Source organism: Idiomarina tyrosinivorans, assembly GCF_003987475.1.
Taxonomy (GTDB): domain Bacteria; phylum Pseudomonadota; class Gammaproteobacteria; order Enterobacterales; family Alteromonadaceae; genus Idiomarina; species Idiomarina tyrosinivorans.
The window spans coordinates 84840-107980 of the sequence record NZ_PIQH01000006.1; the positions used below are offsets into that span (position 1 = coordinate 84840).

21 protein-coding genes are annotated in these 23141 nt (G+C 49.3%); 6 read left to right on the top strand and 15 right to left on the bottom strand.

The features are described from left to right. Positions 1 to 16: 16 nt before the first annotated feature. The 5 genes from hpf to mgtE all read left to right on the top strand — a co-directional run bounded on the left by hpf (position 17) and on the right by mgtE (position 3324). Positions 17 to 304, top strand: coding sequence for a ribosome hibernation promoting factor (hpf, locus tag CWI84_RS07405; RefSeq protein WP_126841957.1), 288 nt, complete (start codon positions 17 to 19; stop codon positions 302 to 304). Positions 305 to 307: 3 nt separating this feature from the next. Beyond that, positions 308 to 778 carry a PTS IIA-like nitrogen regulatory protein PtsN gene (ptsN, locus tag CWI84_RS07410; protein ID WP_126841958.1) on the top strand — a complete coding sequence of 157 codons (471 nt, stop codon included), beginning with the start codon at positions 308 to 310 and terminating at the stop codon, positions 776 to 778. Next, positions 769 to 1611, top strand: a complete 843-nt coding sequence (gene rapZ, locus CWI84_RS07415) for an RNase adapter RapZ (RefSeq protein WP_126841959.1) — start codon at positions 769 to 771, stop codon at positions 1609 to 1611. The genes ptsN and rapZ overlap by 10 nt, the downstream gene beginning before the upstream one ends. Beyond that, positions 1608 to 1883 carry an HPr family phosphocarrier protein gene (locus CWI84_RS07420; protein ID WP_126841960.1) on the top strand — a complete coding sequence of 92 codons (276 nt, stop codon included), beginning with the start codon at positions 1608 to 1610 and terminating at the stop codon, positions 1881 to 1883. The genes rapZ and CWI84_RS07420 overlap by 4 nt, the downstream gene beginning before the upstream one ends. 79 nt (positions 1884 to 1962) lie before the next feature. Next, positions 1963 to 3324, top strand: a complete 1362-nt coding sequence (mgtE, locus tag CWI84_RS07425; RefSeq protein WP_126841961.1) for a magnesium transporter — start codon at positions 1963 to 1965, stop codon at positions 3322 to 3324. A gap of 25 nt (positions 3325 to 3349) precedes the next feature. Here the strand turns inward: mgtE and pmbA are convergent, their stop codons facing one another. After that, positions 3350 to 4696 carry a metalloprotease PmbA gene (gene pmbA, locus CWI84_RS07430; RefSeq protein WP_126841962.1) on the bottom strand — a complete coding sequence of 449 codons (1347 nt, stop codon included), beginning with the start codon at positions 4694 to 4696 and terminating at the stop codon, positions 3350 to 3352. A gap of 81 nt (positions 4697 to 4777) precedes the next feature. Between pmbA and yjgA the strand changes: the two genes are divergently transcribed. Continuing rightward, positions 4778 to 5302, top strand: a complete 525-nt coding sequence (yjgA, locus tag CWI84_RS07435) for a ribosome biogenesis factor YjgA (RefSeq protein ID WP_126841963.1) — start codon at positions 4778 to 4780, stop codon at positions 5300 to 5302. 1 nt (position 5303) lies between these two features. Here yjgA and tldD read toward each other — a convergent pair whose 3' ends face one another. The 14 genes from tldD to CWI84_RS07505 form a co-directional block, all read right to left on the bottom strand. Then, on the bottom strand, positions 5304 to 6746 hold the full coding sequence (gene tldD / locus CWI84_RS07440) for a metalloprotease TldD (protein ID WP_126841964.1): 1443 nt from the start codon (positions 6744 to 6746) through the stop codon (positions 5304 to 5306). Continuing rightward, positions 6733 to 7563, bottom strand: coding sequence for a carbon-nitrogen hydrolase family protein (locus CWI84_RS07445; RefSeq protein ID WP_198674494.1), 831 nt, complete (start codon positions 7561 to 7563; stop codon positions 6733 to 6735). Before CWI84_RS07445 ends, tldD begins: the two co-directional genes overlap by 14 nt. Further along, complete coding sequence (locus CWI84_RS07450; RefSeq protein ID WP_126841965.1) at positions 7490 to 11389, bottom strand: YhdP family protein; 3900 nt, start codon at positions 11387 to 11389, stop codon at positions 7490 to 7492. The genes CWI84_RS07445 and CWI84_RS07450 overlap by 74 nt, the downstream gene beginning before the upstream one ends. 9 nt (positions 11390 to 11398) lie before the next feature. Continuing rightward, positions 11399 to 12868, bottom strand: coding sequence for a ribonuclease G (rng, locus tag CWI84_RS07455; protein WP_126841966.1), 1470 nt, complete (start codon positions 12866 to 12868; stop codon positions 11399 to 11401). Next, entirely contained in the window at positions 12858 to 13466 is a 609-nt protein-coding gene (locus CWI84_RS07460) for a Maf family protein (protein WP_198674495.1), read from the bottom strand. Before CWI84_RS07460 ends, rng begins: the two co-directional genes overlap by 11 nt. Next, entirely contained in the window at positions 13466 to 13945 is a 480-nt protein-coding gene (gene mreD / locus CWI84_RS07465; protein ID WP_241968754.1) for a rod shape-determining protein MreD, read from the bottom strand. Before mreD ends, CWI84_RS07460 begins: the two co-directional genes overlap by 1 nt. Beyond that, positions 13938 to 14816, bottom strand: coding sequence for a rod shape-determining protein MreC (gene mreC / locus CWI84_RS07470; RefSeq protein ID WP_126841967.1), 879 nt, complete (start codon positions 14814 to 14816; stop codon positions 13938 to 13940). Before mreC ends, mreD begins: the two co-directional genes overlap by 8 nt. A gap of 30 nt (positions 14817 to 14846) precedes the next feature. Further along, positions 14847 to 15890, bottom strand: coding sequence for a rod shape-determining protein (locus CWI84_RS07475; protein ID WP_126841968.1), 1044 nt, complete (start codon positions 15888 to 15890; stop codon positions 14847 to 14849). A 150-nt stretch (positions 15891 to 16040) separates the two neighbouring features. Continuing rightward, complete coding sequence (locus tag CWI84_RS07480) at positions 16041 to 17912, bottom strand: formylglycine-generating enzyme family protein (protein WP_126841969.1); 1872 nt, start codon at positions 17910 to 17912, stop codon at positions 16041 to 16043. A gap of 205 nt (positions 17913 to 18117) precedes the next feature. Further along, entirely contained in the window at positions 18118 to 20856 is a 2739-nt protein-coding gene (locus CWI84_RS07485; protein ID WP_126841970.1) for a polymer-forming cytoskeletal protein, read from the bottom strand. Beyond that, positions 20853 to 21269 carry a hypothetical protein gene (locus CWI84_RS07490; protein ID WP_126841971.1) on the bottom strand — a complete coding sequence of 139 codons (417 nt, stop codon included), beginning with the start codon at positions 21267 to 21269 and terminating at the stop codon, positions 20853 to 20855. The genes CWI84_RS07485 and CWI84_RS07490 overlap by 4 nt, the downstream gene beginning before the upstream one ends. Beyond that, on the bottom strand, positions 21253 to 22059 hold the full coding sequence (locus tag CWI84_RS07495) for a prepilin-type N-terminal cleavage/methylation domain-containing protein (protein WP_126841972.1): 807 nt from the start codon (positions 22057 to 22059) through the stop codon (positions 21253 to 21255). The genes CWI84_RS07490 and CWI84_RS07495 overlap by 17 nt, the downstream gene beginning before the upstream one ends. Further along, on the bottom strand, positions 22059 to 22583 hold the full coding sequence (locus CWI84_RS07500; protein WP_126841973.1) for a type II secretion system protein: 525 nt from the start codon (positions 22581 to 22583) through the stop codon (positions 22059 to 22061). The genes CWI84_RS07495 and CWI84_RS07500 overlap by 1 nt, the downstream gene beginning before the upstream one ends. After that, positions 22580 to 23113, bottom strand: a complete 534-nt coding sequence (locus CWI84_RS07505; protein ID WP_157981007.1) for a type IV pilin protein — start codon at positions 23111 to 23113, stop codon at positions 22580 to 22582. The genes CWI84_RS07500 and CWI84_RS07505 overlap by 4 nt, the downstream gene beginning before the upstream one ends. Positions 23114 to 23141 lie beyond the last annotated feature (28 nt).

Sequence of the window (23141 nt, forward strand, 5' to 3'; positions counted from 1 at the left end):
ACAGAAGGAAGACGATATGCAAATCAATTTGACCGGTCATCATATCGAGATTACCGACGCTTTACGGGAGTATGTGGATACAAAATTTTCCAAACTGGAGCGACATTTCGACCATATAAATAACGTTCACGTCATCCTCAATGTTGAAAAATTAACGCAAAAAGCGGAAGCTACGCTTCATCTAAACGGCGGTGAGATTTTCGCCGACGCAGAACATACGGACATGTACGCAGCCATCGACGGACTAATCGATAAATTAGACCGTCAAGTGATTAAACATAAAGAGAAGATGAAACGTCATTAACTCATGAATTTCAGTGACTTATTAAGCCCCGACTGCACTCGCTGTGCAGTCGAGGGCACGAGCAAAAAGAAACTGCTCGAGATCATCAGCCAAATCGCGGCGCCTAAGCTGTGTAACATCACCCGTATTGATGTATTTGAAAGTTTGCTCAGTCGCGAACGCCTAGGTAGTACCGGGATTGGACTGGGCATTGCCATTCCTCATGGCCGCCTACCTGGCGCTAGCCAGCCTGTCGCGGTGCTACTTACCATGGCCAAACCCATTGATTTCGATGCCATTGATAACCAACCAGTAGATATTGTTTTCGCTCTACTAGTGCCAGAAAATGAGCAGGAGCAATACCTACAAACGCTCGCTGAAGTCGCGCGCAAGATGAACGATAAAAGCTGTACCAGAGCGCTGCGCGAAGCCGATAGTGACAAAGCACTTTACGATATTTTTGTCGGTAAGGGGCAAGCTGCCTCATGCAGTTAATAGTCGTCAGTGGACGCTCGGGTTCGGGCAAGACCATTGCTCTGCGGGTACTGGAAGATCTCGGCTTTTACTGTGTGGACAACCTCCCCATTAGTTTATTGCCAACATTGGTTCACGCCGTCATGGACCGCTTTGAGTCAATCGCAGTCAGCGTTGACGTACGCAACTTACCGGAAAATCCTGACGATTTAGTAGAGTCGCTCGATTTCTTGCCGAAAAAAATTAAACCGGCAATTCTGTTCATCGACTCAGAAGAAAGCGTTTTGCTCCGCCGCTTTGGTGAAACCCGTCGCTTACACCCGTTATCGCGCAAAGAATTACCGTTAGTTGATGCGCTTAAAATGGAACACCAACTGCTCGAACCCTTAATGGAACGCGCGACTTGGCGCATTGATAGTACTGACCTAAGCCTACACCAGCTAAGCGAGCAAGTGACTGAACGGGTACTGGGTAAGGCCGAAAAGAAATTGATTATTGTGTTCCAGTCGTTTGGTTTTAAGCACGGCGTGCCAAAAGACGTAGATTTTGTGTTTGACGCACGCATTCTGCCTAATCCGCACTGGCAACCGGAATTAAAGAGTCTCACTGGGAAAGATAAAGACGTACAGCACTTTTTTCAGCAGCAACCGCTGGTAACCAAATTTATCCACCAGATCGAAACATTTTTAGCGACCTGGCTGCCCCACTTTCAGCGCAGCAATAGAAGCTACCTCACCATTGCCGTAGGTTGTACCGGTGGCCAACACCGTTCGGTCTACATCGCTGAACAGCTTGCCGGGCGCTTTAATGAGCAGTATGGCGTGCAAGTGCGTCACAGGGAGCTAGGGGCATGACAAAGATCTGCAAGCAACTGGTCATTCGCAATAAACTCGGACTCCATGCTCGCGCCGCCACCAAGCTTGCGCAGCTTACTCAACAGTTTGATTCAGAAATAAAAATCAAACAGGGAGAGCAAATGGTCGACGCGTCTAGCGTCATGTGTTTGCTGCTACTCGCCAGTCAGCAAGGTAAATCCATTGAGGTTTGCGCTGAGGGTGATGATGCCGAAGCCGCCTTAGCCGCAGTTACCGATTTGATTGAGTCACGCTTCGACGAAAGCGAATAAGTCACTGATATTACTTACTGATTCTTTGTAAAAGTTACGCTACACTGGTGCCTATTAGGTTTTGCACTAGGGGGCGGCAGTGATTGCAGAAGTATCTGACAAAGAATATGCGATTCAACGCATTCAAGAAGTCAATGACGCCCTCGTTAGCGGTATGTATGTTGCCGCTCGCCGTATGTTGCACAACCTCCCCGCATGCGACGTTGCGCTATTACTCGAATCTTCCCCGCCGAAAAGTCGTGCGGTCATTTGGCAATTAGTCGACCCCGATGAACACGGCGAAATTCTAGAAGAACTCTCAGAGGAAGTGCAAAAATCCATTATTCGGCAGATGGCGCCAGAAAAGCTGGCAGCTGCGACCGAAGGCATGGATACCGACGATCTCGCCTACGTACTCCGCGGTTTACCTGATCCGGTCTATCAAGAAGTCTTAAAATCGATGGATGAGCAGGATCGGCAACGGGCTGAAATGGCGCTGTCGTACGATGAAGATACCGCAGGCGGTATCATGAATACCGACACCGTTACCCTTCGTCCCGATGTTACCGTTGATGTTGTCATGCGTTACTTGCGTTTGAAAGGTCAGTTACCCGAAGCAACGGATAAACTGTATGTGGTTAATCGCGATGACCAATTTATCGGAGAAGTAGCGTTGTCACGGTTACTAACCGTAGATACCGCTCGCTTGGTATCTGACATCATGACGCCAGACGTCCAAGGCATTCCCGCCGACCTTGATGAGACGGAAGTCGCAAAACTGTTTGAACGGCATGACTGGGTATCCGCACCGGTGGTCGATAACGAAGGACATTTGCTCGGTCGTATCACCATCGATGACGTTGTCGATATTATCCGCGAAGAAGCGCAACACTCGATGTTGAGTATGGCGGGTTTGGAAGATGACGAGGATACCTTTGCGCCAGTATTAAAAAGTACCCGGCGACGCACGATTTGGCTCGCGGTTAATCTGGTCACAGCATTATTAGCGGCTGCAGTCAGCTCGCTATTTGAAGACATCCTTTCGCAGATGGCGGTGCTCGCCATTCTCAATACCATTGTCCCCAGCATGGGAGGCATTGCTGGTAGCCAAACCCTAACCTTGGTTATTCGTGGTATGGCATTAGGCCACATCACGCCGAGTAACTCGCGGTGGTTGATTGGTAAAGAGCTTGCCATTGGCGCGCTGAATGGTCTTATCTGGGCATGTTTGATTGCCGCAGTGGTCGCGTTATGGCAGCAAAGTTGGATGGTCGGCGTGATTATTGCCTTTGCGATGATGGCAAACTTACTCGCCGCAGGACTCGCTGGGGTCACCGTGCCGATGCTGTTGAAAAAATTTGAAATTGATCCAGCGCTTGCTGGCGGCGTGATTTTAACCACGGTCACCGATGTGGTTGGGATTTTTGCGTTCTTAGGTACCGCTACCCTACTGTTGGGCTAACTCGCGCGTCACTGCAAGTCGCCGGCTATTGTCCGGCGACCTTCATTTCGGCTAACAGAATGGAACCTGACTTCACTGCATGGCGCGGATCGATGTCGTTACCCACGGCTACCATGTTGGCGAACATATCTTTCAAGTTACCCGCAATAGTGACTTCGTCAACAGGATACTGAATCTCTCCGTTTTCAACCCAAAATCCTGCTGCACCTCGAGAGTAGTCACCATTGACAAGATTGACCCCTTGCCCCATCAGTTCAGTCACCAACAACCCGGTTCCCATTTGCTTGCAGAGCGCCGCTAAATCGTCATCGCCGTGACTGATTTGCCAATTGTGGATACCACCGGCATGACCGGTGACTTGTCGATCCAACTTCCGTGCCGCATAACTGGTCAATAGGTAGGTCTGTAACTGCCCATCACTAATGATCTCGCGTGCTTGGGTTTGTACTCCTTCAGCGTCAAACGGAGAGCTCGCAAGGCCGCCAACGATGTGCGGATCTTCATGAATGGTAAGGAACTCGGGAAATATCTTGTCGCCAAGGCGGTCCAGTAAGAAGCTGGCTTTACGATACAAACTGCCGCCACTTATCGCGCTGACCAAATGTCCCCAGAAACTACCAGCAACATCGGCGCGGAAAATGACCGGCACCTTAGCTGTTTTCACTTTGCGACTGCCTAGGCGAGCAAGGGTTTGCGTTACTGCTTCTTCGGCGACTTGCTCAGGCGCCAGTAAGTCTGACGTTTTACGCGCAACAGAATAGCTCATATCGCGCTGCATTTTGTCATCTTGGCTGGCAATCACTACGCAACTCAAATCATGCCGCGACTGCAAGTAACCGCCCAGAAATCCATGGCTGTTGCCATACACTCGAAATCCACAATGCGAGCCATAATGGGCGCCATCGGAGTTCGTAATTCGCGGGTCTTGGGCCAATGCATGGCGCTCACAGGCTAATGCCTGTGCAATAGCGTAGTCTGGGCTTTGATCACCCGGGTAGCACAAGGCTAAATCAGGGTAGTGCTGTGCCATCAACTCTGCAGGTGCCAATCCGTTATAGGGGTCGGCGGAAGTAAAGCGGGCAATTTCACAGGCCTTTTCTACGGTTGCCTTGATCGCTTGCGGCGAGAGGTCGGTGGTCGACGCTGAACCTTTACAGTGGTCGCGGTAAACGCTAATCCCTAAGGCGCCGTCTTGGGTAAATTCAACCGTCTCTACCTCGCCCATACGAGTACCCACGGCAATACCACTACTCTGACTCATTGAACATTCCGCGGCGCTTGCACCGGCTTGCTTCGCTTGCTGCAACGCATCTTGCACGGCCTGTTTGACCATGGCCATTTGTTGTTCAAGATCGTTCGACTGTGGAATCAATGCTTAACTCCTTTACTGACTGTTCCCGCGCACGGGCTACTGGTAAACTATGATAAATCTATTTAATGGACAGTATCGCTCATGCAACACGACAGTTTCGACCAAGACCCACAAGAACCGCTTAGCAAATCCGCGCGTAAACGCGAACAACAGGCGCTGCAAAACTTGGGCGAGCAATTGGTGAAACTCAGTGATAAAGAGTTAGCCACCATCCCCATGGACGAAGAGCTTGCCGAAGCGGTTGCCCTTGCCCGTCGCATTGCCAATAAACATGAAGCGTTGCGCAGGCAACTACAGTTTATTGGCAAGCTGATGCGGCAACGCGATATCAATGCAATAGCCGATGCGATCAATGCACTCAACGCTCATCATCAGCAACAAACCGATAGCTTTCATCAGCTTGAGCAATGGCGTGAGACGCTGCTCACTGGCTCAACCGAGCAGTTAACGGCGTTCCTTAGCGAATTCCCCCAAGCCGATGCCCATCGTATCCATGAATTGCGCCATCAGGCCGAGCAACAAAAAGCCAATAAACAACCGCCAATGGCTTCACGTAAACTGTTTGTCTATTTGCGCGAGCTTATGCAGAACTCGTCCAGCGAGTAACTTATTCTGTCCCGCCTACGGTCATGGCATCTAATTTGAGTGTCGGTTGCCCTACGCCAACTGGCACACTCTGACCATTTTTACCACACACACCGACGCCTTCATCTAAGGCCAAGTCATTTCCGACCATTGACACTTGAGCCATGGCTTCAGGTCCATTACCAATGAGTGTCGCGCCTTTTATCGGCGTGGTGATTTCGCCATTCTCGATCAGATAAGCTTCTGACGCGGAAAATACGAACTGACCCGAGGTAATATCCACCTGTCCGCCAGCAAATTGCGGCGCGTAGATACCGCGTTCAACAGAAGCGATGATATCTTTCGGCTCACTCTCTCCAGCCAACATGTAAGTGTTGGTCATGCGCGGCATCGGCAGGTGCGCATAGGATTCTCTGCGACCATTACCGGTCGCCTTGGCACCCATTAAACGGGCGTTCAACTTATCTTGCATATAGCCTTTTAGCACACCGTTTTCTATCAGTACATTGTAGCTGCCTGGCGTTCCTTCATCATCCACTGCCAGTGAACCACGACGGTCACTGAGGGTGCCATCATCAACAATAGTGCACAACGGTGAGGCAACTTGCTGTCCGACTTTACCCGAGTACGCTGACGCCCCTTTACGGTTAAAATCGCCCTCGAGCCCATGCCCTACGGCTTCGTGCAATAGCACGCCCGGCCAGCCTGCGCCAAGAACCACCGGCATTGTACCTGCAGGCGCAGGCTGTGCGGCTAAATTCACTAAGGCTTGCCGAACAGCTTCCTCAGCAAAATGCTTCCAACGCGGTTCGCCGTTATGTTCTAGGGTAAAGTAATCGTAGCTGACGCGCGCACCACCACCCGCGCTACCGCGCTCGCGGCGGCCGTCCTGCTCAGCAATCACAGAACAATTCAAGCGCACTAATGGGCGCACATCAAAAGCTAAGGTATTATCGGTAGCGGCAACCACAACCTCGTCGTAACTGCCAGAGAGGCTAACGATAACTTGCTGAATACGCGTATCTAAACTCCGCGCATAAGCATCGACCTCTTTCAATAAGGCAATCTTCTCTAACTCGGTTAAACTCGCTAAAGGATCGTGACTGGAGTAACGACTGTCCCAGTGCGGCTGGCTTAACGCAATTTTGGCACTCGCAGAACCTTCGCGCGCGATCCCCCGGGCCGCGTCGGCACTGCGCATCAACGCTTTTGCAGTAATTTCATCGGCGTAAGCAAACCCGGTTTGCTCACCTTGAATGGCACGCACACCCAAGCCAGCCTCGATATGGAATGAGCCATCTTTAATGATACCGTCCTCGAGAACCCAAGATTCATTCCGGCTCGCTTGTAAGTACACATCGGCAAAATCGATAGAGCCACGATATAAGTGGGTCAGAGCGTCGTGTAGATGCGCTTCCGATAACTGGTGTTGCTGTAACAGTGTATTGACACTAGTTGCTGTCATACTTCCTCTTTATACTCCATACATTGTGGTCCGCCACCGGAATATTGTTACGAATCTCTGCGAGTTGCTCGGGTTCAGCAAATGCACTTGCTAAGCCTTCACCATCAGCCAATTCAGCAAGGTTCCTACCCCAGGGATCGATCACCATTGAATGACCGTAGGTTTGCCGGCCATTGGCATGTGTTCCAACTTGGCCTGCGGCGACAACGTAAACCTGTTGTTCGATAGCCCTGGCGGTCACTAATGTTTGCCAATGCGCAGCCCCGGTGACTTGGGTAAAGGCGGACGGCAACACAATAATTTCTGCACCCTGCTGCCTCAGCAGCCGGAAAAGCTCTGGAAAACGCACATCATAACATACTGCTAAGCCAACTCGGCCAAACTCGGTATCGACCACTACGACGTTTTGCCCGGGTGTCGCCCATGCAGACTCTCGGTACTGTTTAGTGTTGTCGGCAACATCAACATCAAACAAATGAATTTTTTGATAATTGCCCAGCTCTTTGCCATCTGGGCCGAACAACCAACTGGTAGCATAAAATTTATCGCCGTTAGGCGTGGGGACAGTACCGGCGCAGAGGTACACGCGGTATTTTCGCGCTAACTCTGTCAACGCTTGATGCGTTTGTTCTGCGTTCTGTGATTGTTGCCACTGTGCTTTATCACCGGCTCCGAAGCAACTAAATGCCTCAGGTAATACCACCAATTGTGGCTGCTGGTCGGGCAATTGCTGCAGCCAATGCTCAACCTTTTTCAGATTTTCCTGAGGTTGTGGCTGGCTGTTCAACTGCATTGCGGTTAGTTGTACTGCCTTCATTAGAAGCCTCCGGCTGCTCGGAAGTGGGTTGTTTGCTGGCTGGTTCGCTCGCTTGATTGGGTAAATCAACTTTACGGCTGTCTCGAGAAACTTCACTCACTTTCGGATCATCAATAGTACCTGTTATGCGATATTCAAGCCGCGAGATCACCTGCGCGTCATGCAAAACCTTATCGAGTAATAATGCCGCAAGCCCCGCAGGTGGATTTACCATCCACGCCACAATCACAGGTAAACTTGAAGTGACTTTTGGCACATAGGTTAAGCGGTAATCCAATTGCGAGTTAGTGAGGTTGGTGGTGCCTGTTAGCGCCATATCCCCCGCTGAACCTTGCATTTTAGTGTCACTGGTGGCGGCGATACCGTCTTTGATTTGGAGCGACCCGGTGAGGTCGGTATAGAACATTCCCTGAGAAAAAATATCACGAAAATCCAACGTTAATTTGCGCACAATGCTTTCTAAACTAAAGATAGAAAACAGCCGCGCTCCACCATCAGACACATCAGCAAGATAGCCTTTACCTAAATCCCATTTTACTTCGCCATCCAGACTTTCGACATCTACTTTATACGGGAGGTCCTGCCATGACAGGTCAAAGCGAATATCGGCTGGGCTATCCTTAATAATGGTATTCATTTTGTATTCGTTCAGCAGTTGCCCGAGGTCATCGCTCTTCAAGGTACCACTAATATGGGTACTCGGTTGCTCGCCGTCATATAGCCATTTACCGCTCATTGCTAACCTGTTGTCACCATTGCTAATGCGCAGGTCATCTAACGAAAGACCATTATCTAACGGCGACAACATCAAACGAAGTTCGCCAATCTCATGTTCTTGATAGCGACAATAACGACACTCAATATTTAGCGGCGGAACTTGGTGCAGCCATTGTTCCGGTGACCGCTCAAACGATGTGGTTTTTTCGTTCCAACTGTTCAGGACTAAGCGGTTGGCAACCACGTGAATACCTTTGCTCTGATAGTCGCTCGGAATTTCGGCTTTGATAGCGCCGTCATTGGAGTCCATCCGCACATGCCAAAGCCCATTTTGTGGCCATATTCGAATCATCGCATCGGTTAACGACTGCCCTAACCAGCGCAAATCGGGAGTCGTGACTTGAATCAAATCAGGACGGCTAAAGTTGTTGTCGACTGGCATTTCTGCAGTCGGCATAGACTGTTGAATTTGGTTAATAGTGGTAAACCACGATGCCACATCAACGAGCGGCAATGCCGCGCTGACAATAAAACGATCCTGCTTCGTCATTTGACTATTTAGCAACGGTTCACCAATGCGTAAACGCGCGACATCCCATTGTTTTGCTCCGGGCTTCCACTGCGAGAACCATTGCAGGTGATCGGGGATTTCACTGCTCGCCTGCAACTGCTGTTCATTCCCTGAGAGAGAGAACTGCCATTGCCACGCCTCACCAAATTCCTTCTGCAATGGCGCTGGTAGCTGCGTTTGTAACCCGGTTAAATCAACCTGGCTGTTCCAATCTACGCTATAACCCTTTTCCGTTAGCATCAGGTCTAAATCACCGCGCCCATTTATCGCGCCATAAAATAACGAGCGCCATTCATTCTGCGGCATTGCATTGAATAACTTATCCGTTTGCCAGTCTATCAGCGCTTCGGCTTTTACTTGATAGCCCTTGCCCTGTTGTGAGCCATTGACGGTGACCGGAATCGGCATGCCAAACCACGTCAAACTGAGATCGTCAGTGCTAATGTTGCTGTCGTTAAACCGCAACGTTCCACTAGCGCTATCAAAGTGCGCATCGATAGCCTGAATTTCGATAGGATTTTGGTCAAAGCGAACCGTACCCTCCGCATGCGGCAACAGCGCTTCATCGAATGGTACCTGCAAGCTGAATTGTCCCGCTAGCATACCGGCCGGTGTCACTTGCTCCATGGTATCACTGACTTCGGTAAGCGGCGATTGTGAGAATAATTGATGAAAATCGTGAGCTTCGCCACTGACGCTAGCTTGCACATAAAGCCCCTGTTGCGCATCGGCTAGATTAGGTATTTGCGCATCCACCTTATCAAGCCGCACCGCACTCATAGTGCCACCTTGGGTATGCATATAGAGGCCGTCTTGATAGAAGTCTAACTGCATCGGAGCGTTTTCAATGGCTGGCCAGTCAGGCTGAAACTTGAAGTCGAGACGGGAAAAACTGGCGCGCGCAGAAAATACGCCATCCGCGAACTGCTCAGGAAATTGCCCAACATCGCCCCGCCAAGCGGCGGTGATATGGTCAAGCTCACCGCCGACCAGAGCGTTGACCAAGTACTGTTGAGTGCTCTCACCCATCGCGCGCGGTAATAACTCAGCCGCCTTGGTGGCCGCGAGAGATTTATCACTCCACACTTTTACAGCAATGTGGTTGGGCTCTGTACCGGAATGATAAAGTTTGCCAGCGATATTCAGTGGCCAATCATTGATAACCAATTGGCCCTGAGGCAGTGTCACGAGCCAACCATCGGCTTGGATTTTCCAGGTTCCCTGAAGTGAATCCGTGCGTAATTGCAGCGGAGCATCTGTTAGCCATTGCTGTTGCTCGATGCTACCGTCAATGGCAATACGCCAACGGCCTTGCGAACCTTGCCCGGAAAACTGCGCAGATAAACCGGAAAGGCTGGGAATGTTGTTGTAAGCACTCAGCGTAAGCTGCTTTATTCTCGCCGTCCATTGCCAAGGTTGGCGCACTTTCTTTTGCAAAAACACATCCACTTGGCCTTGCGGGTCTGCTTGTTGTAACGCGCGATGGGTTTGTTCGCTGGTTAACCCGAACATGTTAGTCAGTTGCAGTAACGGAGCAACGTTGAGACCTGTCAAGCTGGCGAAGTTATTGCCGTCGATTTGTTGCCACAATAATGGTGGAATTTGCCACTGCTCGTTATCGATACTCAGTTGCATGGGTTCACTGTTAAGCAACCAGCCCTGACTCTGCGGGCGCAACACGATATTTCCACGACTAAGCTTTAGCTGGTGTTGGGCGTCGTCGGCCTGCCAGCGCACATGGTTATCACGTAGCTGTAATAATCCCTCATTCAAGCTGCCATCGCGTAGCTCTAACCAAGCAGTGAAATTCAATTCGGCCGAGTCGATATGGGTATCAGTAATTTGTTGTTCTAACCAGGGCGTTAAATCGATATTGCGCGAATCAATATAGAGCTGACCGTTCATGGTCGCCCAGTCATTACCGTTGAGTTTCAGAATAAAATCCAAGCTGTTGGTGGTAAAGCCTTCAACACGGAATTGGCCAACCCCTTGGTGTTGCGCCTGTTTATTGGACCAGCCCAAACGCTCTATAGCAATTCGCCGTCTTTCACCCAGCAAATTGGTGACGGTAAGCTGGCTATCGCGAACAGAAAAACGTTCCAACTGTGCTAAAAATACCTTGCTCACAGTATCCAACAAGCCTTCGGAGCTCTCCCCCAAAGACTGTCGCATGTCGTAGCGTATATCTGCGCCATCGAGAATAAAGGTACTGGCCTTCACCTTCCATTGCAAAAGACTCTGCCAGAAATCGATCACGACCCAAACTTTATCGACGCTAATACCCACTGGGGTGTCTTCTGGCGCCGCGAAATCGACGTTATTTAGGACGAGTGAAGGACCCCGTTCAGACCAACTCATGGCCAAGCTTTCGATATTGACCGACTGCTGATATTGCTGATAGAAAAAGCGCTCGACGTTGTCTGCCAAATTCGGAAAATATGGCAGCGCGAAACGTAAAGTAGTGAGTGTTGCAGCACTTATAACCAGAACGATGGCTAGCGTTAACCACAACTTTTTCAGCACATAATTGAGCAACACACGTTCCTTTTACATCATTACCACATCGAACTGCTCTTGGTTATATAGCGGTTCAATTTGTACGGTAATTTGACGCCCAACAAACACTTCGAGTTCCGCCAAAGCATGTGATTCTTCATTAAGCAGCGCGTCATTGACCGCTGCCGAGGCATAAACGACAAATTTATCGGCCTCATAAGCGCGATTAACACGGACAATTTCTCGCATAATTTCATAGCACACGGTTTCTACTGTCTTCATACTGCCGCGCCCCTGACAGACTGGGCATTCTGAACACAATACATGCTCTAAGCTCTCACGCGTGCGCTTGCGGGTGAGTTCCACTAAGCCTAGCGAGGTAAATCCGTTGATTGTGGTTTTGGCGCGATCTTTTGCCAGTGCTTGCTCTAAACTTTGCAAGACACGGCGCTTGTGCTCGGCGTTTTGCATATCAATAAAGTCGATAATAATAATACCACCCAAATTACGCAGTCGCAGTTGCCGCGCGATTGCCTGCGTGGCTTCGGTGTTGGTATTGAAGATAGTCTCTTCCAAATTACGATGCCCAACAAAGGCGCCAGTATTAATGTCGATGGTCGTCATTGCCTCGGTTTGATCGATGATCAAACTCCCCCCCGACTTTAATTCGACTTTACGATCTAACGCCCGTTGAATTTCATTTTCGACATCGAATAAATCAAATATTGGCCGCTCACCGGTATAGTTTTCGACTTTGTCGTTGAGCTCTGGGGTAAAGGTTTCTGTGAATTCTTTGAGTAAGTCGTAGGTCACTTTAGAGTCAACCCGAATGCGCTCGATGGGCTCTCCCACAAAGTCTCGCAAAACCCGACAAGAAAGGTTTAAGTCCTCATACAGAATGCCGATTTTACGGTGATGTTTTTTGCGTTGCTTGACCGTATCCCACACCCGCCGTAAAAATCGCGCGTCCGTTTCTAACTCATGCTTGGATGCACCTTCTGCTGCGGTTCGAACAATGAAGCTGCCTTCCTCAGCAACAAAATTATCTGCCAGTTGCTTCAAGCGTTCGCGCTCTTCACTGTCTTCAATACGCTGCGAGATACCCAAGTGTGCGCTCTGCGGCATAAACACCATATAGCGCGAAGGCAAAGTAATATCTGTGGTTAGTCGAGCACCTTTAGTGCCCAGCGGATCTTTGACAACCTGCACCATAATGTATTGCCCCGGTCGAACCAACTCGGCAATGTGACGTTGTGGCACTTGGCTACGGTCGATTTCTTGCACTTGCTCAACTTCGGTCATAATGTCATTGGCGTGTAAAAAAGCCGCTTTCTCGAGGCCAATATCAATGAACGCAGCCTGCATGCCAGGCAGTACTCTGGAAACTTTGCCCATATAGATGTTACCAACCAATCCACGTTTGGCTTGGCGCTCGATATGCACTTCCTGCAAAATACCGTTTTCAATGAGTGCCACGCGGGTTTCTGTAGGGGTGACATTCATCAATATTTCAGCACTCATCTACACGCTCCCAATTTGGCAAAAATCCTACGCTCCGCAGCAATTGCTCGGTTTCGTATAAGGGTAGTCCAATAACACCACTGTAGCTGCCGTTAAGGCGAGTCACGAAGCGCTCAGCAAAGCCCTGAATAGCATAACCGCCCGCCTTACCTTGCGGTTCCCCGGTATGCCAATAATGCATGATTTCAGCGTCGGTAAGGCGTTTAAAACTGACTTCTGTGGTTACGCAGCGCTGTTGTTGCGCAGCAACATCATGCGCGGCGCTCACTTCGGTTAGCGCTAACGCGGTATGAACCCAGTGTTTACGCCCCGATAGCTGCTGCATCATCCAACAAAAATGTTCAACGTCGTTGGGCTTTTCCAAAATCTTATCATCTAGGGCGATTAATGTGTCACTGCCAAGTATCCAATCCCCGGGTTTCTGCTGTGCGATCGCCGCCTCGCTCTTTTCTCGTGCCAAGCGGTTAACATAGTCTAAGGCGCTTTCTCCAGCAGCAGGCACCTCGGCTATGGCAGTGGTGATAGCGGTAAATGAATAGCCTAAAGCGGTTAACAGCTCGCGACGTCGCGGCGAGCCCGATGCCAAACACAACGCCATTATGAAATCGCCAATTGTCTGCGTAGCTTGCGCAACAGCGGAAACAGCCACAACCAAAAAATCATTGAGGTCAGTACCGGCCAGAAATAAGCCCAAGTGAAATCAGCGGCGTGCAGCACCACATTCACCTCGAAAATCACCGCACGTTTAACTAACACCAGAACACCCACAATGATCGCCTGCTGTGGAATAGAGAAGTTTCTGATTCTCTGAAAATGGCGGGCGGCGAAGTAAGTGACCACTGACAAACCAATGGCATGCACCCCCATCACCGAGCCTAGCAGGACGTCACACATGACACCCAGCACGAAGGCCGTACCAATGTTCACCCGGTGCGGAAGTGCCAACACCCAATATAGTAGCACCAGCGTCACCCAATCGGGCCGCAACATGTCAAATACCACCGGCATCGGGATAACCATCAGTACCAAAGCGACGAGGAATATCAGTAGCAATGGAATTAACCCCTGTTTAATCATTGCTATCGCCTCCAGCACGCTCTTGTTCAGGGTACAACGGCTGCTCATCGGCGCTGGGTGGCCACAGCAGCAAAACATTCCGTACCCGGTCGAGTGCGGATACCGGTTGCGCGAATACCTGCGCAAACGGTAATGACTCATCTCGGTTGATGGTTTTAATCACCGCGACGGGATAGCCTTCAGGGAATACTCCTCCTAGCCCAGAAGACATTAGTAAGTCGCCCTCTCTTAATTCCGTACTATGCGGAATAAACATTAATTCTAGCCGCTGTAAATCGCCCGTTCCTTGCGCTAACACCCGAATATCATTGCGCTCTGCACGTAACGGAATGGAATGGCTCTGGTCTGAAATTAACAGTACCCGCGCAGTAGTGCTGCCGACATTCAAGACTTGACCAATAATACCCTTACTATCAAGCACCGGTTGCCCTTCGTAAACGCCGTTCAGAGTGCCCTTATTGATCACCAACTGGTGGCTAAACGGTTCTGAGGCAACAGCAATAACCTCCGCGGCCATACGGCGATTTTCTTGGCGGGCATCAGAGCCAAGCAACGCTCGTAAACGGGCATTTTCGTTCTGTAAAAAATGAAATCGTTGCAATCTTGACTGTAAATCTAATAGCTGCCTATTAAGTATTTCGTTTTCACGCTGCAACTGCTCGCGCGTCTGCATCGTTTCAGACAATTGGTCCAAGAGCTGTTCGGGAAGGATGGCGAGATACTGAACAGGTGCGACTAACGAATTAAGAAATAACCGAGCACCTTGCAGTGCCTGCAGCCTGTGGTCAATAAACATTAAAGAAAACGAACAGGCTAGTGCAAGCACTAGCCTGAATCTTAGGGAGGGGCCTCTCGTAAACAGCGAATTCATCAGCGTCTTCCCGTGATGATTTCACTTAACTTATTCATAGCTGAATAAGTCACCACCATGCATATCAATCATTTCTAATGCTTTACCCCCACCACGCGCCACACAAGTGAGCGGATCATCGGCAATAATGACTGGAATGCCGGTTTCTTCCATCAACAAGCGGTCCAAATCTTTCAATAACGCACCACCTCCGGTTAACACCATGCCGCGCTCAGAAATATCGGAGGCAAGTTCTGGAGGAGATTGCTCTAGCGCTACCATAACAGCGCTAACGATACCCATTAGCGGCTCTTGTAGTGCTTCGAGAATTTCGTTGCTATTCAGGGTAAATGAACGCGGTACACCTTCGGCCAAATTGCGGCCACGCACTTCAATTTCTTTCAGCTCATCGCCTGGGAACGCAGAGCCAATTTCGTGCTTAATACGCTCTGCTGTTGCTTCACCAATCAATGCGCCGAAGTTACGGCGGATATAATTAATGATTGCTTCATCAAATTTGTCACCACCGATGCGTACTGACGATGAGTAAACCACGCCATTCAAAGAGATAATGGCGACTTCGGTAGTACCACCACCAATATCTACCACCATTGAACCCGTCGCTTCAGAGACTGGCAAGCCCGCACCAATTGCTGCCGCCATCGGCTCGTCGATAAGGTGTACTTCGCGTGCGCCAGCGCCTAAGGCCGATTCACGAATTGCGCGACGTTCGACTTGGGTTGAGCCACAAGGAACACACACCAGTACGCGAGGGCTTGGACGGAAATAATGGCTGTCGTGCACTTGCTTGATAAAGTGCTGCAGCATTTTCTCAGTCACATAGAAGTCGGCGATAACACCGTCTTTCATCGGGCGAATGGCTTTGATATTGCCTGGTGTGCGACCTAGCATTTGTTTTGCCGCAGTACCAACCGCTGCAACAGCTTTAGGACCGCCTGAACGCTCTTGGCGAATAGCGACGACGGAAGGCTCGTTCAAGACGATGCCCTCATCTTTGACATAAATCAAAGTATTTGCCGTTCCCAAGTCGATAGACAAATCATTTGAAAACAGACCACGGATTTTCTTAAACATGGGTGGGTTGATCCCTACTTAGAACATTCTTATTCGTTAACGCCACTTTACCAACGTAACATAGGCTCGGCAAGCGTCGTCACGGCTTTTGACAGCCCTTTTACAAAAAAAAAGCTGTGCCAAGGCACAGCTTTTTTCCACAAGTGGATATTATTGTTCACGAATAACACGGAAGCCTATGTAATTAGAGGCAAAATCGCTTGGTAATTCCATCCGTGTGGACACTCGCGCTAAGCTCGGTGCAAAGTTCCATGCGCCACCGCGCACTGAGCTAGTACCATCAGCTTCATTTCTTGCCCACTCCCAAACATTACCAACCGTGTCGAATAAGCCCCACGGGTTGCGTTTAAACGAGGCAACTGGCGCACTACTGACATTCGACCAAGGCGTACCACAAGCACGACAGTTGGCTTTGTCGACACCAACATTCTGCCCCCACCAATAGTCAGTTTCGGTACCAGCGCGGGCAGCATATTCCCACTCAGCTTCAGTTGGTAAGCGATATTTTGCGCCGCTCTTTTGTGACAACCAATCAACATAGGCCTTGGCGTCGTTGTAGCTAACGCAAACCACCGGCGACTCTGGTTTCTGTTGGAAGCCTGGCTCGCGCCAGTTAATATTGGCATTAAAGATCGGCTTGCCTTCAGATAATACCGCACAAGTGCCCGATTTTTCGGCATCTGTCACATAAGCCGTGTCTTCAACAAAGTTGCGAAAACTGGCAACCGTGATTTCAGTTTCTGAAATACCAAATGACTGTTCAATTTCTTTGGTTTGCGCTGGACGTTCGTTAGGTAAACCATTACCGCTCAAGTCACCCATCTTGAAACGACCCGCTGGAACAACCACTAACTCAGGACCACGCACATCACGGTATAAAACGTCTTGGATTTTTTCGCCTTTAGTGAACGAATAGGCGGCTTTTTCTAGCTCAACCCGAATCACATTCGCATCTTTCAAGATAATCGTGTTGTTATAGCCGCTATAGCCGAACTTCACGACGTCTACCTCATGTTCGCCTGCAGGAAGCATTACCTCGAGAGGTGTTGAGCCGTAACTTACGCCATCAATCAATACTTCGTCATCATAGACATTCGAACGAACGGTCAACTTATGCATTACAGACGGGTCGATTGAGGCGGCCGTTTCACCATCAGCCGACCCTTCGTCCTTTTTTGCTTCTACCACGCAGTAGCGCAGATCGACATCTAGCAACGTGCAGGCTTGCGTTTCCTGTAGCTGTCCGCGTAACTCTACCGATAGCTTAACGCCATAGTTGCCTTGCCCGCTGAAACCATTACTCACAACTTGCGAGCCCAAAATTTGTACGTTTGGACTGGCTTTTTCACGGTTTGTGCGCGCTAACTCGGACTCCGACAATTGGTCGAATAACTGGCTTAAATACTGTTTCGACGCTTTTTGCTTAGCCAATAGCTTGCCGCGCGTCTCACACTGGCTCAATGTCTCTTCACGGTCACAAACAATGGATTGGCTAACTTCAATGGTGCCTTTCTGATTAAATTGCTGTTGAATCCGTTCAACACGTGCAAGGTTGCGTTGCTCTTTCAGCACTTCGATTTCATTAATCAAGCTATGTTTACTAACGCGCGCTTGCTGCAGCTCTTTGTTTTTCGCTTCGAGCAAGTTGACTTGCGTCTTAATATTTTCTTTATTTTGTTGGTGCGCCATCACCGCTTCTTTATAAGCATTTTGTGCTGACACAATATCAATGGTGGGATCTTCAACCAACAACTGGTAACGCTTGTTCATTTCGTCCAGCGCTGCTTGTCGAGCATTTTCCAACTCATCATTACGCTTCCGAAGATTTGCCAACTGGTCTTCCAATTTTTGTTTTTGTTGTTCCAGTTGAGCAATATTGCCGGAAAAGTTCTCGTACTGCGTTTGCAGAGAGTTGATTTGCTTTGAGATATCTTCAACCGATTGCGCCTCTTCGGCGGCCATCGTTGAAGCGATAGTCAAAGTTGAGGCCAATAAAAAGGCCATTCGAGCCAATCGCATCATTGTTCCATTCCAAGCCTGAAATAACGTAACGTGTTGATCACTATCACCAGACACGCATTGTATTTATTATCATGTTATTGAGTGCTCGTCAGCACCACAACTTATCGCGATTCTTGCCGCTGATTTTCGAAAAGAATACTGCTTTATGCTATTGACTTGCGACACAAAGCGCAAGTCAGTTTATAAGAGAATGTCTGATAATCGTCTACCATGCAATCTCTGATTGCAGGATTATATCATCATTTCCTCGGTAAGGGCCCAATTCAATAACGCTTGAAGGGTTCTCAAAAACCTTTGGTGGAATAGCTTCTGGTGACCAATCGTACTTTAACCAAGGTAACCCCAGCGCGTCTAAATTTACACTCCAAGTGATTTCCCCAGCGCTGCTAACCGAGGGGGTCACTATCAACGGTTGCGCAGTATCTGTTGTTCCGTCGACCAATTCTGCTGCCACTGCAGTAACGTTGAAGTCTGAGAAATCATAATCTCCCGTTACGCTTGCAGCCCCCGCACTGAACCATGCGTCACTATAGGCGGTACTTTGGTCTCGAAGATTCTGCACAAAGTAGCCACTGGCCGTGAAATATTCTGCAGAAAATTCAAGCATAATGGATTGATTAATTGATGCATACGCAGGCTCTAATCGTAAGCGCCCATAAAGTAACTCTGTTCCAGTTGCGTTATCTATTGCTAACTCTTCGCAACTTCCGACCGCCGTTTGTTGGAAACAGACTCCGTCTTTATCGGTTAAGTCTGCGGCTGTCAGTGTTAAGGTTATCGCGGCATCAAAGGGTTCAATCGGCGTCAGAGGCTTATTATAACGCACATCGTTATCCTCTATCTCAATATCGAACGCGGCGTCGGTATCAAGCGCATCTACCACATCTTGCGTGGTTGTCGGCTGCTGCGCTGCTGCCGTCGATAGCGTGAGTGTGGAGGCGCTATCACTGTACTCGCGGTTAACAAACTTTTGCGACGCGGTAAAACCAAAGTAGTCACCAAGATAATTCTGAATATCCTGTCCCTGACGCGTTTTTGGCGTTAGTTGTAAATGAAATGGTTCTGCAAACACGAGCGGCTGGCCGATATAGGTGAAATCGTCTTGCGCATTATCAAGCGTCGCCGTAGTCGTTGATGTGTTAGCAAAGTAGGCTGGAATGAACCGTCCAACCCAACCGCTCGTACCCTCGCTACCCTGCCCCGAGCCCAGGTAGTTATTCTGTTGAACACGTATTTTGATAACACCGACTGCGTTATAACTCACTTGCGTATCTTCATAGCCGCCGTTACCAGCCCCCAAATATGTCCAACCTGTAGAGGCCAACACCCCGCTAGGGGCCGGTTTAGCAACGCTGGGCGTCGCGATGATTTGTGGTTGTTGAGGAGGTGATTCTTGACCATAACTGGGCGCCATCTTTTCGTTACTGGTCATCGCCACCACTTGCACGGTAAAAATATCGCCAGCGGCAACAAAGGTTGGCGAACCGGGTAAGTCTCCAACATTCACCGCCGCAGCCGGTGTTGTGGTTACAGCAAACGCCGCAGGCTTGACCGTTATATCATTACTTTGCCCATTTAACGAGGCGCCAGTTGCTGCATTAAAACTTACGCCGACACGGAGTTTGCCAACATCGTTATGCACCAACGGAAGCGTCGCCATTCCTGCGTTATCGAACGATAGCGTCACAGGCGTTGCCGTGCCCTCTGGTAAAGGTGTCCCTGCCGAGCTTGGTGCAACCGCACAACTTCCAGGGTTGGTACAGTCACTGGTTACATTGACAGTTTGGGAGCCTGTCAACGCCGCCGCGCAAGCGCCTGTGTTGGTATCGGTTCGCACTGCCTGAATTTGCGCACTAAATTCATCACCTGCATCAACCACGGATTGCGGCCACGCGACTAAAAAGCCACTATCGACAAAGGTAATGTTACACACCGCAGGACTCCCCGCGACAACACACTGGTCGGCAAAATTTGCCGTAGCGGAACTGTTAATGGCTAGAGCATAAGTACCCGCAGTCGCAACGGGCAAGTTAACTTGCGCGAGTCCGCTACCATCAAAATTTGAGGAAACCGAAAAGCTACCAGCAATTACTGAAAAATTCGCGGTTGTTGCTGCTAACGTGGAACAATCACTGTTTGCACAGGCTCGAACAGTAATCGGCTCGGCTAAACAGGTAAGTGCAGAGCCATCATAACTCAACGCATAGTGATCAACTCCGGCACCGCTCCCGCAAGGACCAACATTACCATTAAAATCACAAGTCTCACCCTCTATACCGCCACTGTTATCGTTAACGTTTGGCGCGTTCACATAGCCAGTAATCGTGCCATTGTTGTTCACCGTACCCGTCGCGTTTACATTCCCGTAAATTGTAGTGTTGTTACCATTAATATTGATATTAGTGCCTTCAAGGTTTCCGTAAATATCGTTTCCCTGTCCGATGTTCATACTGGTAGCACTAATATCACCGCTGATAGTGTTGTTATTGCCCATATTTAGTGAGCCATCGACAGTAATATTGCCCTCAATGGTCGCTCCGTTACCTAAGTTAAGATTACCGCTGATCTGAATATCACCGGTTAAGCTGGCATTATTAGCGGCATTAATTGATCCATTCACCGTAAGGTTTGCATTGATAAGCGCACCATTACCTGGATTCATATTTGCCTGTACAATAATGTCGAGGTCGCTAGTATTGCCGAACTCGTTTACCCGCAAGTTATTGCCAAAGGTAAAGTCTTGCGCCATTTCCCATGTCAGTGGTTGAGTGATATTAATCACATCGTTGTTCTGCAAAATAACATTGGAGCTACAATAAACAACGCCACTAGAAAAGCTACAACTGCTTAGGCGGAAACTCCCCGCATCAGCCGGCAAGGAATAGGTGCGGGCATGGCTAGCAAAACTTAGCAGTAGCATCACCAACGCGAGTATGTTTTTCATTTCACTACCTCGGCTAAAACTTTACGTTGTGCAGTTTCGCCATCCACTGTGCAGCTTGCGGTTGTCACTGTACGAAAATGTATTTTCGTATTCAGGTCGACTGAACGGCAACTCACCTGGTAACTACAGCCTTGTAAACCCGTTACAGTGAAGCTATCGGAGTCTATTGTTTGTAGCGAGTTATCGCTACACCGCGCTCGATAGCCGACTTTGTTAATGATAGCGTAGAGCGCTATTTGGCTTCCCGAACGTGCGGCATAATGCGCGCGCTGACCAATCGCTTCAGCAATAATACTCGCTGACTGATTCACAGATAACCGCACTAGCACTGTCGCCAATAGCGCTGTTAGCACAATAACGGTAACGGCGATAATCAGCACATTACCGCGCTGTTGTTTATGGCTGGTAAACAAGAGGCACCTCGTGCTGCAAGGTAAAATGTGTGTTTGATAACGCATCGGCTGCTGTAATAACCACTTGCACTATGCCATAGCGCTGACTTCGTTCTGACGTATACGAGAACGTTGGCGTAGCGGGGTTTGCTATAAGTTGCAATGCCATAGGTTGCGGCGCTACTAAACCTAACAACGTGTTATAACTCGGTTGATTTGTTTGCCAGCCATAGCCGTAAAATCGCCATAACCCCTGCTGTGCATTATCTATACACCAACTGACCGGCGTGTGAACGACAAAATAGCGTGAACTTGGGCTTAATACAGGGTACGTACCCGCATCAATATCTAGAGTAACACGGTCGTTAGTGTCTGGCGCTGAAGGAGGGCTCGCAATTGTTTTACGCCTTGGCGTAGCGCCGTACACGTGAGTTGAATTGCGAGGGTAAATTGCCACCTCATCGCCAGTCGCCAGTGTGTAACCATAGGGGCTGATGACGGTGAATGGCGCGCTATCGTTATCCGTTGTGGGTGCGGTCACCACGTACCCAGCGGCTTTAACAGGAACAAACTCAATGCACTGATTATTCGTTCGGACGCTACCGGGTAATGCAGAACTGAGTTCTTTGCTCAACCGCTGCATAGTAAAACGCGTTTGCGTAAGCAATGCATCGCGCTGCGTCACATCTTGGTAGATGTTGCCGCCAAACGAAATGAACTGTAGTACCGTTAGGCTAATAACCGCCAGAATCACTACAACGGTGAGCAATTCGATGAGCGTAAAACCCGCGTTGCTACGGAGCCTAAACATTACAAATTACTCCGAATACTGGTGACTACCACATTTCCCTGATCAGCTGCATTAACCGTTATGGTGATGCGTTTATACATCGTCACAATATCCGTTCTACAATTGTTCCATGGCTCAGTGACGTAACAGACCTCTACGGTTAAAGTGAAATTCCGATAGATTTCCGATAGTGACGGCTCGTCCACAAGCAATGCACCATTAATCGAAAAGTCGTTAAAGTCGTCGACATCGTCATAGTTTTGCCGACTCTCCCCTACCTCAAAGCCTAAATCGTTTGGCGCAGTGCATGGGCTTGAGCCACACCGGCTATTCGCCGCTAAAGTCAGGTTATTCTCATCAAACGACATTGCTAAAATTTCATCCATTAGTGCAGTGGCAAGCTCTGATGCGCGTAACTGGTAAAGCGGCGTTATTGAGGGGCGAGCTTGAGAGAATACTAGACTTGCTAACCCAGCAACGGCAATGCCCAACAGCACAATACCAATAATGAGCTCTATCAGCGTAAAACCGCGTTGTGAGTTCATTGGCAGGCTCCAAGATGGATTAACCCCTGTCCCTCGATACAAACTTTCGCCGTGCTGGAAGCATCGCTAATGACAATTTCACGGTCTTGATTATCGCACTCTACGTAAGTGGTGGGCGAGATGGTGTTGGGAAAACAGCCTTGGCCATTGAAGTTAAGCGTGCCTATGGCTGTTAATGTGATTCCAGCATTTGCTAGTTCCGTGCTGCTCATACCCACCGTTGCCCCCGAGAATGGTTCACTTATTGTGGTGGCATTACAACTGACACTGGCAAAACGCTGAGCTTCAATGCGCAGTGCATAACACTGCCCAGCATCCTGCATCGCACGCTGCTGTTGCAATGCCAGTGCGCTACGCAGCTGTTGTGCTACGCCGTAAGCGTCAACGGTGCGACCGCCAATAAACTGTGGTGCAGCGCTCACTGCCAAAATACCGATCACAACCACAATGATCAGTAGTTCAATTAACGTGAAGCCGTGGTTGCGGCTTGCCGCGACAAAAAAGGGCCCCTTTCCGAGACCCTTTAACATATGCTTTTTCATGCTAATCGCGAGAAAG